Here is a 14,042-nt window from a genome sequence, read left to right on the forward strand (position 1 = left end):
GGTGAATGCCCGCCGTCATGGCCAATTCGCTCAGCATTGCGGCATCGGTCAGATCGGCCAAGCGCGCGCCCGAGAGCTCAAGTTGGGCAATTAACGCCGGATGCTGGACAAAGCCCTGATTGTACTCCGCCCAGGCGGTGGACAATTCGCGCGCCGCATAGATCGTTGAAGCGCCAATTGGATTCCAGCGACCGCCGAAGTGGGCAGCGCCCTCGCCCGAAAGCGGCAGATGCGCCCAACGCGGTACGAAGGCCCGCCACAAGGTCAGGCTGATCTCAGGCATACACGCCGGAGCGGACGGCCTCCAGATAGGCCAGCACCTTGTCCGTCTTGCCCTCGCGAACCAGGTCGTAGGCGGTCTTTCCCGCCCAGCCGGGGATCGGCTGGTGCTTAAACCAGATCGCCGCACGTTGCTCGCCGCCGGCCATTTCACCGGCCATCGACAGGATGCGGACGATCGGGCTGAGGGCGGCGTCGACCTTGCGCGCGCCGGCCTTGGCGGCAAGTGTGTTGCGCGCGACCCCGATCAGGCCGGCCAATTCGGTCAGGTTGACACCAAGCTGTTCCGCGACACGCCTTGCCGAAAGGTAAGGCGACCGTTCCTCGCCAAAGCGTGACGCCGGAACTTCGAGGGCTGCGGAGTTCATGACGATTACCTAGCATAGTTTGATGCGTACGGTATCAAAATAGGCCCAATTCACGCGCAACTCAAGCACAAGCGACCTACCGCCTCCGCTTCGGCTTCTCCAGCAACGCCACGGCCTCAACATGCGGCGACCACAGGAACTGGTCGATCGGCGTCACGCTTTTCAGGATGTAGCCGCCGTCGATGAGGATGCGCAAATCTCGCGCGAGCGTCACCGGATTGCAGGACACCGCGGCGACGTACGGCACATCCGAGCGGGCGATCTGCTTCGACTGGTCCTCGGCGCCGGCGCGCGGCGGATCGAACACCACACCGTCGAAGGCATTCAATTCCTTGAACGTCAACGGCCGGCGGAACAGGTCGCGGCGTTCACCCGTCACCCGCTTCAAGCCAGTGGCGAAACGCGATCCACGGTCGAGGGCCGAAAGGGCTGCCGCATCGCCCTCCACCGCATGAACTTCCGACTTCGCGGCCAGACGCAGAGCAAAACTGCCGCAGCCGGCGAAAAGATCCGCCACCTTCTTGGCACGCTTCAGATGTCCGCCGACGATATCGGCCATCGCCTGTTCGGCGGCCTCGGTTGCCTGCAGGAACGCGCCCGGGGGCAAGGCGACAGCGACGCTGCCGAACATGACAACAGGCTTTTTCGGCTCGATGATGATCTCGTCATCGATGGACAGCCTGGCAAAGCCCTGCGCCATGACGAAATTGGCAGCGATGCGGCGCTGATGCTCCCCCAGCTTGCCGGATTCGTGAACCGCGACATCGAGACCCGAACCGGTCACGGTGACCGCTAGCCGGAACGATTTGGTGGTTGCGCAGACCAATTCGGCAAGCGCCTTCAAGCGATCAAGCGAAGCGACGATCTCAGGAAGCGAGATCGGGCATTCCGATATGGCTATGATCTCCGGCGACAGATGGCGATGGAAGCCGAGCAGCATGCCTGTATCGGTGCGCCGGGCGGCCAGCACGACACGGCGGCGCGTCTGCGGCGCGCAGGCGACCAGTTCGCCGATCTCGCAATCGATGCCTTTGCCCTTCAGGATGTGCGCCACTTTTTCGCGTTTCCACTGGCGATAGGCTCCGGCTTCGAAATGCTGGAGCGCGCAACCACCGCATTCGGTGAAATGGCGGCAGGCGGGATCGATGCGCTGCGGCGATGCTTCCAGCACCGCCATCAGCATGGCGCGATCCCTTTCGCGCGCGGCGGTGACCGTTTCACCGGGCAGTGTGAAGGGAATGAACAGATCGCCTGTCTCGGTCTCGGCGACACCGTCGCCCTGAGCGCCAAGTTTCCTGATGCTGAAGCGCGCGCTCATCGGTCCTTGATCCCACCGAGCAGGAATTCGCGATTGCCGTCGCCGCCCTCGATCGGCGACAAATGCAGCCCCAGCGAGCGCCAGCCTGGCACGGAGTCCAGCCAATCCTGCAGCAGGCCGGCGACACGGGAGGCGTCGTAGGGATCTTTCAACAGACCACCCTTGCCGATCGCATCACGGCCCGCCTCGAATTGCGGCTTGACCAGAAACACGGCCTTGGCGCCAGCCTTCGCCAGATCAAGCGCCGGCGGCAGCGCCAGTTTCAGCGAGATGAAGCTGACGTCGGACACGATGAAATCCGGAATACGCCCGCTGAGATCGGCAACGGCGAGGTCGCGGGCGTTCAGTCCTTCGATCACCGTCACACGCGGGTCGCCGCCGATATCAGGATGCATCTGGCCATGACCGACATCGACCGCGGTGACATGGACCACGCCGCGCTCGAGCAACACCTGGGTGAAGCCGCCGGTCGAGGCGCCGATGTCGAGCGCTTCAGAGCCGGCAGGGTCGAGGCCGAAATGATCGAGCCCACCGATCAGCTTGAGTGCCGCGCGCGACACATAGCCTTGCGCCGGATCATCGATGGCAACAAGGCATTGCGGCAAAACGCTCTGGCCGGGCTTGCGCGCAATGACGCCGTCGACGGTCACCGTGCCACGCTCGACCGCGTCGCGGGCACGTGAACGGCTGGCAAACAGCCCGCGCTGGACGAGCAGGTCGTCGAGCCGCTGGCGTGCGCTGGCTGGCAGAGGCGAATTCATCGGCCTTCATGGCGAAAGCCGATGACGATGGCAAGAGCACCGGCCGGAAGCATCTCGTCTCACGTTCCCATCATCACGCCCAGCACATTGGACTGCGGCGATGGTGAGGCGTTCCGTCACGCCGACCACCCTATGAATATCTATCGTTGCGCCGGTTGAGACGGATGACCGCCGAAGCATGAGGTCTCGTCGCCTGCCGATAAGTGCCTAAAATCTAGAAAGCCTCATGATTTCTTAACCAATTTTCATCGCATTTGCTTGAGGACTTCAATGTTATGACCGCGACGACCGGAAAAGCCGGATGAAGAGGCGGCAACCTTGGAAATGGCCAGCGATATCGTCTACAAGGTTCTTGACCGGATTTCCGGCGCCGGCCTGCTGGCGACCGGACTTCTGTTGCTGACTGCTTTGGTCAGCGCCCTGGTCGCCTACTGGCGCACGGTCGAGAAAAAGAGCTGGAAAGAGTTCTTCGAGTTCGCAGTCCCGCATGAGGTCATCACGCACCCTTCGGCGAAAGCCGACCTTTTGTTCTGGGTGACGCGGAAGGCGCTGATGCCATTCCTCATGCTGCCCGCCGGCGTCGTCTTCGTCAGCGCCGTCGGCTATGCGACGAACTGGTTGCTCTCCACGCTGCTGGCGATCCAGCCGCCCCTGATCGAAGGACCGGCAGGGCCGGTGACGGTGACGATCTTCACCATCACCATGCTGCTTGCCTACGACATTTCGTACTATCTCTATCACGTCGCCCAGCACCGCTACCCGGTGCTGTGGGAACTGCACAAGGTTCACCATTCGGCCGAGGTGATGGTCGGCATCACCAAGGATCGCGTCCACCCGCTCGACGAATTGATGAACCGGGCCTGGGACGGCGTCATTCCCGGCATCTGCTTCGGCATCTGGTCGCTGGTGTCGCTGAACCTCGTCGAGCTGACGGTCTTCGGCGTCAACGTCTACATCATACGCAACATCCTGATGATGGATTTCGTCAGGCACACGCATTTCAAGATCTCGTTTGGACCGTTGAACAATCTGATCCTGTGCCCGCACTGGCATCAGCTGCACCACAGCACCGACCCGCGCCACTACGACAAGAACTTCGGGCTGCTCTTCTCGTTCTGGGATCGGCTCTTCGGAACCCTGTGCGTTCCGAGACCCGACGAGGACTTCAAGTTCGGTTTGATCGAACGCAACGTGCGCGACTACCAGTCGCTCGCAGGCCTCTATGTCCTGCCGCTGAAGCGGATGTGGCGGCAGATCGCCAGACATTTCCGCACCGACAAGCCCGAGCCACAGCAATCGCCGCAAAGGGGGAAGCCATGAACGGACCCGCCGTGTTCCGGATGCCGCGAACGCACCGGATCGAAATTGCGACCTCGCCAGCGCGACTGGCAGAAATCGCGCCCGCCTGGGCAGCGCTCTGGCAACGCGCCGGCGGCCTCGTTTTCCAGCATCCCGACTGGATCTCGGCCTGGTGGCACACCACACCGCATCAGGACCGTCGCGGTCTCAGGATCGGCCTGGTCTGGAGCGGCGAGCGTCTCGAGGCCGTCATTGCGCTCGCGACCTTCTGGCGCTCGGGCATCCGTATGCTGGAATGGGCGGCGAAAGATCACTGCGACTATGGCGATGTCCTGGTTGCTCCCGATGCCGAGCCACAGATCCTGCCGCAACTCTGGCAACATATCCTCGACGATGGCGGCTTCGATCTTGCCTACCTCAATCGTCTGTTGCCTGATGCCCGATTCCGGACCCTGCTTGGTCCCGCCGCCCCAGGCCAGAGCAATATCTTGCAGCCAAGCCACCGCAGCGAGGTCAGCTATCGAGTTTCCGGCGCCGGGCAACGCGGCGCACAATGGTTTGAAAGCCAGTCGAAGAAAACTCGGCAAAACTATCGCCGTGGCTACAAATTCATGGAGGAAGGCGGCGCGCTGCGTTTCCGCCTGATGGATGCACACGAAGCCCGCGAGCCGGTGCTGGAGCGCGTCGCCGCGCTGAAGCGGTTGTGGCTTGCAAAACACGGCCGCGTTTCGGACCTCTTCGACGAAGGCTCCCCCGCGCTGGCGGCACTCATATCCGTTCTGGCCAAGCTTGGATTGCTGCGCATCTTCGTGCTCGAACGCGAAGACGAGATCATCGCCATCTCGATCAATTTCGAGCAGCATGGAACGATGATGGCTTTCGTCACCACCTATGATCCGGCCTTCGAACGGGCCTCGCCGGGGATGGTCTTGATGATGGATTACATCCAGTGGTCGTTTGACCGGGGCTTGACCACGATCGATTTTCTCTGCGGCGGCGAGGATTTCAAGCGCCGCTTTGCGACGCATTCGGTGATCTTGTCGTCGGTGGTGGGTGGACGAAACCTGCGCGGACGCCTAGCCGCCCTGGCAGACCGCGCCCGCCACGCGGCGCAATCCTGGCGCCCCGAGAAATCGGCGCAGCAAGCGGAGCTGGTTGCGGCGGAGTAGCATTGCCGACGCTTTTTAGATCGCCTGCACAGCGGCAAGCGCGAAACGATCGGGCAATCCCGATCAAGGCTTGCTGTCTTCAGCTCAGAATACGGTTCGCGAAACCGGGCGCTCGACGGCTGGAGACAAGCCATCCTCACGGCCGCCCGAAGCTTGCTCGCGTGCAGGCTCGATGGCACCCGCAGGCGCGGGAACAGGGGCCGGCAGAACCACCAATTGCGGCACCTGCTTGAAGGAAAAGCCGCCGCGGATGTCGCCCATCTTGCCGGCGATGATGCCCATCGCCGCCTTTTCGAGGCTGCGGTCATAGCGCGTTTCGGCTGTGGCCGGCGCGATGATAACGGCGCAAAGTGCTGCGCCGCACAGAAGCGTTTTCATTGTTGTTGTCTCCCTGCCTGATCACGATCTAGCAGGGCGCCATTGAAAAACGGCCAAGAGACACGGTAAGCAAAGCGCCAAATGGCAGCGTAAACAATGCCTTAAGATCGCTTGCCGGCAAACTAATTCAAGTCTTTGAGACTTTGATTCAGGCGCGCTGGGATTCAGGCGCGCTGGGCGTGGACTGTGTGCCCGAGTGCCACGAACACGGTGCGCACGATGCCGGCGGCATCGAGCCCGGCATCGGCATACATCTTTTCCGGCTTGGCGTGGTCGCTGAACGCGTCGGGCAGCACCAGCGGACGCACCTTCAGGCCGCTTTCCAGCAGGCCCTCATGGGCAAGGAACTGCAGCACGTGGCTGGCGAAGCCGCCGACGGCGCCCTCCTCCACCGTCACCAGCACCTCATGCGAGCGGGCCAGCCGCCGGATCAGATCCTGGTCGAGCGGCTTGGCGAAACGGGCGTCGGCGACCGTGGTGGACAGCCCGGCAGCACCTAGCTCCTCCGCGGCGATCAGGCAATCCTGCAGCCGCGTGCCGAAAGACAGCAATGCAACCTTGGTACCCTCCTTGACGATGCGGCCCTTGCCGATTTCGAGAACCGAGCCGCGCTCCGGCATGTCGACGCCGACGCCATTGCCGCGCGGATAGCGGAAGGCGATCGGACCCTCATCATAGCTCGCCGCGGTGCGCACCATGTGGCGCAGCTCCGCCTCGTCGGCGGCCGCCATGACGACGAAACCCGGCAGTGTCGCCAGGAAGGTGGTGTCGAAGGCGCCGCAATGGGTCGCGCCATCGGCGCCGACGAAACCGGCGCGGTCGATGGGAAACCGCACCGGCAATTTCTGAATAGCGACGTCGTGGACGACCTGGTCGTAGGCGCGCTGCAGGAAGGTGGAATAGATGGCCGCGAACGGCTTGCAGCCTTCGGTGGCAAGGCCGGCGGCGAAGGTCACCGCGTGCTGTTCGGCGATGCCGACATCGAAGGTGCGCGATGGGAACGCTTCACCGAACAGGTCGAGGCCGGTGCCGCTCGGCATGGCGGCCGTGACGGCGACGATGCGGTCGTCCTCGCGGCCCTCCTGGACCAGGCTTTCGGCGAACACCTTGGTGTAGGCCGGTGCGTTGGCTGGCGCCTTGGCCTGCGCGCCGGTGATGACGTCGAACTTGTTGACGCCGTGATATTTGTCGGCGGCGGCTTCGGCCGGCGCATAGCCCTTGCCCTTCTGGGTGACGACATGGATGAGCACCGGGCCTTCGCCATTGTCGCGGACATTTTTCAGGACCGGGATCAGGTGCTCCAGATTGTGGCCGTCTATGGGGCCGATGTGATAGAAGCCGAGTTCCTCGAACAGCGTGCCGCCGGTGACATAGCCGCGTGCATGCTCGACCGCCCTTGTGATCGCACGATCCGCGCGCTTGCCGAGATAGGACGTCAGTTTCTTGCCGAAATCGCGCAGGCCGATATAGGCCTTGCCGGAGGCCAGCCGCGCCAGATAGGCGCTCATCGCGCCGGTCGGCGGCGCGATCGACATGTCGTTGTCATTGAGAATGACGATCAGCCGTGCATCGAGCGCACCGGCATTGTTCATCGCCTCATAGGCCATGCCGGCAGACATGGCGCCATCGCCGATGACGGCAATGACGCTGTTGCGGCCGCCGGAGAGATCGCGGGCGGCGGCCATGCCGAGGCCGGCCGATATCGATGTCGAGGAGTGGGCGGCGCCGAAGGGATCGTACTCGCTCTCGGCGCGGCGGGTGAAGCCGGACAGACCGCCTTCCTGGCGCAGCGTGCGGATACGGTCGCGGCGGCCGGTCAGGATCTTGTGCGGATAGGCCTGGTGGCCGACATCCCAGATCAGCCTGTCATCGGGGGTGTTGAAGACATAGTGCAGCGCCACTGTCAGCTCGACCACGCCAAGCCCGGCGCCCAGATGACCACCCGTGCGGGAGACGGCGTCGACCAGCTCGGCGCGAAGCTCGGACGCCAATTGCGGCAGTTCACTTTCCGCAAGCGTGCGCAGGTCGGCCGGGATGCGGACCTTGTCGAGAAGCGGCGTATGCGGCGTTGCGTTCACTGTGCTCGGGCTTTCGGTTGATGGGCGAATAGGCCGCCGGCCGGCGAAAGTAAATGCGTGTCAGTGACGCGGATCAGGCCCTAGTCTTTTGTCTATGCATTTCGTTCTGCCACTTTCCGGCGACGGGCATCAGCTTTCCGGCAGCGGGATGAACTCTTCCTCGTCTCCGGGAACGATGTCGAAGCGGCCCGCCTTCCATTCTTGCTTGGCCTGTTCGATGCGCTCCTTCGATGAGGAGACGAAATTCCACCAGATATAACGCTTCGAACCAAGAGAGGCGCCGCCGAACAGCATGAAATGCGCGCCGGTCAGCGACGACACGACGATCTCGTCACCGGGACGGAACACCAGCAGCCGTTCGGCTGGGAACACATCGCCCGAAATCGAGACCTCGCCCTCCAGCGTGTAAATGGCGCGTTCTTCCGCATCGGCCGGGATTTTCACGCTGGCGCCGGGCGCCAGGCGCAGGTCGGCGTAGAGCGTCTCCGAGTCGGCCCTGACCGGCGACCGCAACCCCTGGAAATCGCCGATGATGAGGCGCCCGTTGACGCCTTCGGCATCGATCTCGGGAAGCCTGAGCGCTCCTGTGTTCTCGAAAACCGGTGCCACCTCTTCCTTGTCGTCCGGCAGCGCCAGCCATGTCTGCAGACCGGATACCGACATCGGCGCGCCACGCAGTTCCTCCGGCGTACGCTCCGAATGGACGATGCCGCGGCCAGCGGTCATCAAATTCACGTCGCCGGGCTGAATGACCATTTCGGTGCCGAGTGAATCGCGGTGCCGGATCTTGCCGTCGAACAGATAGGTGACCGTCGACAGGCCGATATGCGGATGCGGACGGACGTCGAGCGCCTGGCCGGCCCGCAGGATGGCAGGACCCATGCGGTCGAAGAAGATGAACGGCCCGACCAGCCGCCTTTTTGCCGTCGGCAGGGCACGGCGCACCTGAAAACCGCCGATGTCCTTGGCGTTCGGAATGACCATCAATTCGATCTGGTCGCTGGCAAAGGCGTCGCCTGCCTCAGGGTCTTTCCCGGGGAAGAAGCTCATGGACTCTCCTTGTCGGCCGTCGAAGGCCGCCTGGCCGCGTCAGGCAAAGCGGATCGCCGCCTTTGCCCGCAGCTTGGCCGCCACCTCTTCGCGATTACGCGGATGCTGATGGGTTTCCAGGGAATCGAGCAGTTCGCGCGCCGAGGCCGCGATGGCTTCGACGGCATGGTCGAAGGCGTGCTGGTTCTGCTTCGAGGGTCGCGTCGTTCCGCTCAGCTTGCGGACGAACTGAAGAGCCGCGTCGCGCACCTCGTCAGGGGTTGCCGGCGGATCAAAATTGAACAGGGTCTTGATGTTTCTGCACATCGCTTCCGTATCTCCTCTTGTCCTTGAGCTGTTTCAATCGGGACGAGTTATATCCTCGATCATGATCATGTCCAAAAACCGGTGAGGCGAGCCTATGTTCGGACCGGGCCTCAATCCGCGTCGAGCGGCTCCGTTCCGACCGGCTTGCCGTCGCGCGACAGCCTGATCTTCTCGACCTTGTCCTCGGCGGCCTTCAGCAGCCGGTCGCAATGCGCCTTCAGCGCCTCGCCACGTTCATAGATCTTGATCGACTGGTCGAGCGGCACGTCGCCACGCTCCAGATCATCGACGATCTTCTCCAGCGCATCGAGTGCCTGCTCGAAGCTCATCGCCTTGACGTCTTCGTTGGTCTCATCGGCCATCATTCATCCTTTCATCAGTCGCCCGACATGGGCGGCGACCGAAAATGCCAATCCCTGCAGATCGTAGCCGCCCTCGAGCAGGCTGACGAGCCGGTTGCCGCTGTGGCGTGCCGCGCGCTGCATCAGTTGGCCGGTCGCCCAATCGAAATCATCCTCGGTCAGATTGATCTCGGCCAGCGGATCGCGGTGGTGCGCGTCGAACCCCGCCGAAATGATAATCAGGTCGGGCGCGAAATTGTCGAGCGCGGGCAGGACGCGCGACAGGAAGGCATCGCGAAACACCTCGCTGCCAGTCTGCGGCGCCAGCGGCGCGTTGACGATGTTGCCGGCGCCCGTTTCGTTCTTCGCTCCGGTGCCGGGATAAAGCGGCATCTGGTGTGTCGAGCAATAGAGCACCGACGGATCGTCCCAGAAAATGTCCTGCGTGCCATTGCCGTGATGCACGTCCCAGTCGACGATGGCAACGCGTTCGACACCGTGTTTCTTCTGCGCATAACGCGCCGCGATCGCCGCCGTGTTGAACAGGCAGAAGCCCATGGCCGTGGTCTTTTCGGCATGATGGCCGGGCGGCCGGGCGGCGACGAAGACGTTGTCGGCGCGGCCCGAAAAGACGTCATCGACGGCGGCGTTGGCGGCGCCGATCGCGGTGATCGCCGCTTGCCAGCTCTTCGGACTGGCAGTGGTGTCGGCATCGATGCGGGCAATCCCCTCGTCGGGAATGGCGGCGCGCACGCGGGCGACGAAATCGGCGGGATGCGCGTAGAGGATGGTGGCCTCGTCGCCTTCCGGCGCCTGGATACGATCGAGCCCGGCAAAGGCTTCCTCATCGAGCACGCGCTCGATGGCACGCAAGCGGTCGGGCCGCTCGGGATGTCCGGGCGGCGTGAGATGCTCGAGGAAGATCGGATGGGTGTAGAGACGGGTGGTCATCGTCCTAATCTAGTGACCCGGATCGACAAAGGCCATGCACGGGCGGCCGATGACTGGGGAAAATCGCGACTGCGTCCATTCGCGTCGCTGCAAGCATTGGCGTCCTCAGCACTTCGGCGTAAGGTTTTTGGTACTGCCTGGTGCCCGCCGCAAGCGGGAGAATCGGGAACACGGTTGAATTCCGTGGCGTGCCCAACGCTGTGAGGGGGACCGCGCCGGTAAATGCCACTGTCGATGACGGGAAGGCACCGGACGCGGGTTGATCCCGAGCCAGAAGACCGGCCTGGCAGGCATCGTCATCCGCATGGTCAGGCGGATGATATCAATTGCAATCGCAAGGGGACAAGCGATGCCGGAACACCTGACCGCTGCTGTTGGCGACGGATTTGACCAGAGTGCGCGCGATGCGGTCTATCGCGCCATGTTCACACGGCGCGACGTGCGCAGCCATTTCCTGCCCACCGCGATCGATGACGACGTGCTGGCGCGGCTGCTGCTTGCTGCCCATCACGCGCCATCGGTCGGCTTCATGCAGCCATGGAATTTCATTGTCATTCGTGACATCGAGCGACGGGCGGAGGTGCGCGACCTGTTCCTGGCCGCGCGCGAGCAGGAACTGCCGGCGATCGACGAAGAGCGGCAGGAACTCTACCGCAAGCTCAAGCTGGAAGGCATCTGCGAAAGCGCGCTCAACATCTGCATCACCTGCGACCGGCAGCGCTCGAAGGGTTCGCCGCTGGGACGCTGGCACAATCCGGAGATGGATCTCTACAGCACCGTCTGCGCGGTGCAGAATTTCTGGCTGGCCGCGCGTGCCGAGGGCGTCGGTGTAGGCTGGGTCAGCATCATCGAAGCGCAGGCGCTAAAGCGGCTGTTGGCCATTCCGGACCACGTAACGCCGATCGCCTATCTCTGCGTCGGCCGTGTTTCCGAGTTCGCTCCCAAACCGGACCTTGAAACGCATGGCTGGGGACGGCGGCTGCCGCTGCCGGAGCTGATCATGAGCGAGACCTTTTCCGGGCAAGGCGAGACACAGCTCAAATCCACCGTGGCGCGCCTCAACACCGTTTCTGCCTCACCAGACATCACCCGCCCGGCCGATCAGGGTGTGGCGCCGGCCGTAGCCCAGCGCGAACCGCCGAAGGAGGCGAGCGCCTTGTCCTTGAGCTCCCTGAACTTCGACGACGCCTCGGCCAGCCGGGCGTCCCAGGCCGGATCCGGCACCTGGCCCGCGATGGTCTTGAAATAGACCTGCATCAGGCAGGCGATGGCGAAGGGTTCAATGAATGCCGCCTTGAATGCCCAGGCGAAGACGATGGCGAGCACAAAAGCCCAGCCGGCGAGCTGGCCAGGCATCAGGAACAGAATCGCGCCGGCAGGCGCCAGCATCATCAGAAAGATGATGAACGACACGCCCCACATGATGACCGCCAGCCAGACGGCGTTCTTGACCATGACCTTGCCGTTCTGGGCATAGAGCACGACGCCCTGGCGCGCCGTCTCGAAGGGCGAGGCTGAATTGATGCGGATGTTGTAGCCGAGGATGATCTCGTCGACATAGGTCAGCGACAGGCGGATCACCGTGTTGATGAAGGAGACCAGGCCGCTCAGGCCCGGTATCGGCAGGAAGGCGGCGATGCCGCCGAGCAGGCCGGTGATGGCGCGGATGGCGCCCTTGACGAGTTGGTCGACGACGAAAAGGATGTTGGCCTCGGCGAAACGCTGGGTCACGATATCCCTGGCATAGGCGATCTGGTCCTGACGCCGGGAATGTCGCGGCCGTCGATCAGATGAACCATGACGGCGATGTGGCCGGCCTTGACGACATAGAGGATGTATTCGCGGATCCAATACACAGCGATCGAGACGAGGCCAAACCCGACCACGCCGCCCCACAGGGCAAAGGACATGGGCCCGTCGGGATCAGTGGAGATATGGCCGACGCCATAGCCGACCGAGGCGCCGGTGCCCGTCGCCATAATGTAGGCCAGCGTGATGCCGAAATAGACGATCATGCGAAAGACGATGAACGGCCAGGTCCGCATCATGATGGACACCGACCGGCCGATCTCAAAATCCCACATGTGCCCCGAATCTCCGCCTCAGAGATGGTGGAAGAGGATGGACTCAACCCGGCGATTGTCAATTGCCGGCCCTGACGCCAAAGGGCAACGAATTCGGGCTAACGGGTTTCTTCGGAGCCTTCGCCGGCGCGTAGGCTGACGGAGCATCAAACGAAAAACCCGCCTGTGCGGCGGGTCACTGGCGCAAATCAGCACCATGGACGAATATGTACCTTAGCTGAGGTCACCGAGTCAAGAAAAAATTCCTATCGGGAACAGCTGCCGGCACGAAAGCTCCGGTGGGAACTTCAATTCGACTGCGGGTCCGGCTTCTTGAGCAGGCCTTCGAGCAGTTGCTTGAACGCCGTCACCACCTTCTTCGACGTCGCTTCGGGGTCGCTCGAATTGGCGATCCGTTGCGCTGCCTGGCTGCTCGCTCCGTTGATCAGTCGCGAGGCCGTCTCGGGGTCGAGGCTGGAGACAACGACCCCCTCCTCCTGCAGCGCGGTCAGATGGTCGGTCATTGAAGCGATGCACGCACTGCAATTCGGCCATTGCGCTGGATCCCCCAGCACGGCCGGGCCATCCCGGAACATGATGCGCTGGATTTCCGGCTCCAGCGCCATCTCGATATAGGTCGAGCACTCGTCGACGAAATGCTGCCAACGGGTCGGCGCTCTCGACGCGACCTCATTGATGCGCGCCGCCATCTCGCCGTCAATCTGGGCTATGACCGCCTGCAGCAGCCCCTTTTTGTCGCCGAAATGATGATAGAGCGCGCCGCGCGTCAGCCCGGCCGAAGCGGTGAAATCATCCATCGAGGCTTCCGCATAGCCTGTTGTGCCGAAGGCATGACGGGCCGCCGCGATCAGCTTGGCGCGCGTCTCGGCGATCATCTCCTTGCGGGGTCTGTGCATGGCTTCTGGCCCTATTCACATACGCAACGTATGCCAATTGACATACGCGACGTATGGTCTATTTAATGATCATACGCTCCGTATGTAATTGTCCAATCGTCCTTTGTCGAGGAACCAACCGATGCAAAATCCCTACGCGGAAATCTTTCGTGCCCCGGGAGCCAAGGGCTTTGCGGCCGCCGGCTTCATGGCGCGCCTGCCGATCGCCATGGCGCCCATCGGCATCGTGGCGATGCTGTCGCAGACGCGTGGCGAATACTGGCTGGCCGGAGCCGTCTCGGCGACATACGCGCTGGCCAACGCCTTCGTCGCGCCGCAGATATCGAGACTGGTGGACCGCCTGGGCCAGACACGAATCGTGGTGCCCACCACCATCATCGCGGTGCTGGCTTTCGCGGTCCTGATAGCGGCGGCCAACCAGGACTGGCCGGTTTGGACTCTGTTCGTATCGGCACTGCTGGCCGCCGCCATGCCAAGCATACCGGCGATGGTGCGCGCGCGCTGGACGGAGATTTTCCGGGGGCGGCCGCAGATGAACACCGCATTCGCCTTCGAGTCCGTGGCCGATGAACTGGTCTATATCGCCGGGGCATCGCTATCGGTCGGCCTGAGTGCCGCCCTGTTCCCGGAAGCCGGCGTTCTGGTGAGCACATTATTTCTCGCATTCGGATCAGCGGCCTTCATCCTGCAACGCTCGACCGAGCCCCGGGTGCGGCCGGTCGACCATAACTCAAGCGGCTCGGCGATCCGCCTGCGGCCGGTTC

14 protein-coding genes, 2 pseudogenes and 1 riboswitch are annotated in these 14,042 nt (G+C 63.0%); of the genes and pseudogenes, 4 read left to right on the plus strand and 12 right to left on the minus strand.

Annotation, left to right across the window (positions count from 1 at the left end; all coding sequences use genetic code 11):
* From EN984_RS04895 to EN984_RS04910, 4 genes are all read right to left on the minus strand, one after another.
* Window positions 1–283 (minus strand): RES domain-containing protein (locus tag EN984_RS04895; RefSeq protein WP_164765380.1); only part of this gene is annotated, 283 nt, incomplete at its 3' end.
* Window positions 276–647 carry an antitoxin Xre/MbcA/ParS toxin-binding domain-containing protein gene (locus EN984_RS04900; RefSeq protein WP_127270326.1) on the minus strand — a complete coding sequence of 124 codons (372 nt, stop codon included), beginning with the start codon at window positions 645–647 and terminating at the stop codon, window positions 276–278. The genes EN984_RS04895 and EN984_RS04900, both read right to left, overlap by 8 nt.
* Window positions 648–723: 76 nt before the next feature.
* Window positions 724–1,965 carry a class I SAM-dependent RNA methyltransferase gene (locus tag EN984_RS04905; protein WP_127270327.1) on the minus strand — a complete coding sequence of 414 codons (1,242 nt, stop codon included), beginning with the start codon at window positions 1,963–1,965 and terminating at the stop codon, window positions 724–726.
* Window positions 1,962–2,726, minus strand: a complete 765-nt coding sequence (locus tag EN984_RS04910) for a TlyA family RNA methyltransferase (RefSeq protein WP_127270328.1) — start codon at window positions 2,724–2,726, stop codon at window positions 1,962–1,964. The genes EN984_RS04905 and EN984_RS04910 overlap by 4 nt, the downstream gene beginning before the upstream one ends.
* 324 nt (window positions 2,727–3,050) lie before the next feature.
* Between EN984_RS04910 and EN984_RS04915 the strand changes: the two genes are divergently transcribed.
* Both EN984_RS04915 and EN984_RS04920 read left to right on the plus strand, forming a co-directional pair.
* Window positions 3,051–4,046 carry a sterol desaturase family protein gene (locus EN984_RS04915; protein ID WP_164748752.1) on the plus strand — a complete coding sequence of 332 codons (996 nt, stop codon included), beginning with the start codon at window positions 3,051–3,053 and terminating at the stop codon, window positions 4,044–4,046.
* Between the two features lie 266 nt (window positions 4,047–4,312).
* Window positions 4,313–5,194, plus strand: coding sequence for a GNAT family N-acetyltransferase (locus EN984_RS04920; protein WP_236382844.1), 882 nt, complete (start codon window positions 4,313–4,315; stop codon window positions 5,192–5,194).
* An 84-nt stretch (window positions 5,195–5,278) separates the two neighbouring features.
* Here EN984_RS04920 and EN984_RS04925 read toward each other — a convergent pair whose 3' ends face one another.
* The 6 genes from EN984_RS04925 to EN984_RS04950 form a co-directional block, all read right to left on the minus strand.
* Entirely contained in the window at window positions 5,279–5,572 is a 294-nt protein-coding gene (locus EN984_RS04925) for a hypothetical protein (RefSeq protein ID WP_127268717.1), read from the minus strand.
* Between the two features lie 164 nt (window positions 5,573–5,736).
* Window positions 5,737–7,650: a 1-deoxy-D-xylulose-5-phosphate synthase gene (gene dxs, locus EN984_RS04930; protein WP_127268718.1), complete on the minus strand. Its 1,914-nt coding sequence runs from the start codon at window positions 7,648–7,650 to the stop codon at window positions 5,737–5,739.
* Window positions 7,651–7,779: 129 nt separating this feature from the next.
* Window positions 7,780–8,700: a pirin family protein gene (locus EN984_RS04935; RefSeq protein WP_127270330.1), complete on the minus strand. Its 921-nt coding sequence runs from the start codon at window positions 8,698–8,700 to the stop codon at window positions 7,780–7,782.
* A gap of 39 nt (window positions 8,701–8,739) precedes the next feature.
* Window positions 8,740–9,006 carry a DUF2277 domain-containing protein gene (locus EN984_RS04940; RefSeq protein ID WP_127268719.1) on the minus strand — a complete coding sequence of 89 codons (267 nt, stop codon included), beginning with the start codon at window positions 9,004–9,006 and terminating at the stop codon, window positions 8,740–8,742.
* Window positions 9,007–9,116: 110 nt separating this feature from the next.
* Window positions 9,117–9,368, minus strand: a complete 252-nt coding sequence (locus EN984_RS04945; RefSeq protein ID WP_127268720.1) for an exodeoxyribonuclease VII small subunit — start codon at window positions 9,366–9,368, stop codon at window positions 9,117–9,119.
* A 3-nt stretch (window positions 9,369–9,371) separates the two neighbouring features.
* Complete coding sequence (locus EN984_RS04950; protein WP_127270331.1) at window positions 9,372–10,298, minus strand: histone deacetylase family protein; 927 nt, start codon at window positions 10,296–10,298, stop codon at window positions 9,372–9,374.
* A gap of 121 nt (window positions 10,299–10,419) precedes the next feature.
* Window positions 10,420–10,600: riboswitch (cobalamin riboswitch) on the plus strand.
* A 47-nt stretch (window positions 10,601–10,647) separates the two neighbouring features.
* Here EN984_RS04950 and bluB point away from each other — a divergent pair.
* Window positions 10,648–11,277 (plus strand): annotated as a pseudogene (gene bluB, locus EN984_RS38595) (5,6-dimethylbenzimidazole synthase); the annotation flags it as partial.
* 122 nt (window positions 11,278–11,399) lie between these two features.
* Here bluB and EN984_RS04960 read toward each other — a convergent pair.
* Together EN984_RS04960 and EN984_RS04965 are read right to left on the minus strand one after the other, a co-directional pair.
* A pseudogene (locus EN984_RS04960) lies at window positions 11,400–12,382 on the minus strand (hypothetical protein).
* A 287-nt stretch (window positions 12,383–12,669) separates the two neighbouring features.
* Window positions 12,670–13,278: a TetR/AcrR family transcriptional regulator gene (locus EN984_RS04965; RefSeq protein WP_127268181.1), complete on the minus strand. Its 609-nt coding sequence runs from the start codon at window positions 13,276–13,278 to the stop codon at window positions 12,670–12,672.
* Window positions 13,279–13,399: 121 nt separating this feature from the next.
* Here EN984_RS04965 and EN984_RS04970 point away from each other — a divergent pair.
* Window positions 13,400–14,042: multidrug efflux MFS transporter (locus tag EN984_RS04970; protein WP_164765381.1), on the plus strand; the 643-nt coding region annotated here is incomplete at its 3' end.

Source organism: Mesorhizobium sp. M7A.F.Ca.CA.004.12.1.1, from assembly GCF_003997835.1.
Lineage (GTDB): Bacteria > Pseudomonadota > Alphaproteobacteria > Rhizobiales > Rhizobiaceae > Mesorhizobium.

Excerpts from the sequence above, each read along its gene's own strand:
- EN984_RS04905 (WP_127270327.1), bottom strand. The coding sequence starts at position 1,965 with ATGAGCGCGCGCTTCAGCATCAGGAAACTTGGCGCTCAGGGCGACGGT.
- EN984_RS04950 (WP_127270331.1), bottom strand. The coding sequence starts at position 10,298 with ATGACCACCCGTCTCTACACCCATCCGATCTTCCTCGAGCATCTCACG.
- EN984_RS04940 (WP_127268719.1), bottom strand. The coding sequence starts at position 9,006 with ATGTGCAGAAACATCAAGACCCTGTTCAATTTTGATCCGCCGGCAACC.
- EN984_RS04900 (WP_127270326.1), bottom strand. The coding sequence starts at position 647 with ATGAACTCCGCAGCCCTCGAAGTTCCGGCGTCACGCTTTGGCGAGGAA.
- EN984_RS04925 (WP_127268717.1), bottom strand. The coding sequence starts at position 5,572 with ATGAAAACGCTTCTGTGCGGCGCAGCACTTTGCGCCGTTATCATCGCG.
- EN984_RS04920 (WP_236382844.1), top strand. The coding sequence starts at position 4,313 with ATGCTGGAATGGGCGGCGAAAGATCACTGCGACTATGGCGATGTCCTG.
- EN984_RS04945 (WP_127268720.1), bottom strand. The coding sequence starts at position 9,368 with ATGGCCGATGAGACCAACGAAGACGTCAAGGCGATGAGCTTCGAGCAG.
- EN984_RS04935 (WP_127270330.1), bottom strand. The coding sequence starts at position 8,700 with ATGAGCTTCTTCCCCGGGAAAGACCCTGAGGCAGGCGACGCCTTTGCC.
- EN984_RS04965 (WP_127268181.1), bottom strand. The coding sequence starts at position 13,278 with ATGCACAGACCCCGCAAGGAGATGATCGCCGAGACGCGCGCCAAGCTG.
- EN984_RS04910 (WP_127270328.1), bottom strand. The coding sequence starts at position 2,726 with ATGAATTCGCCTCTGCCAGCCAGCGCACGCCAGCGGCTCGACGACCTG.
- EN984_RS04915 (WP_164748752.1), top strand. The coding sequence starts at position 3,051 with ATGGCCAGCGATATCGTCTACAAGGTTCTTGACCGGATTTCCGGCGCC.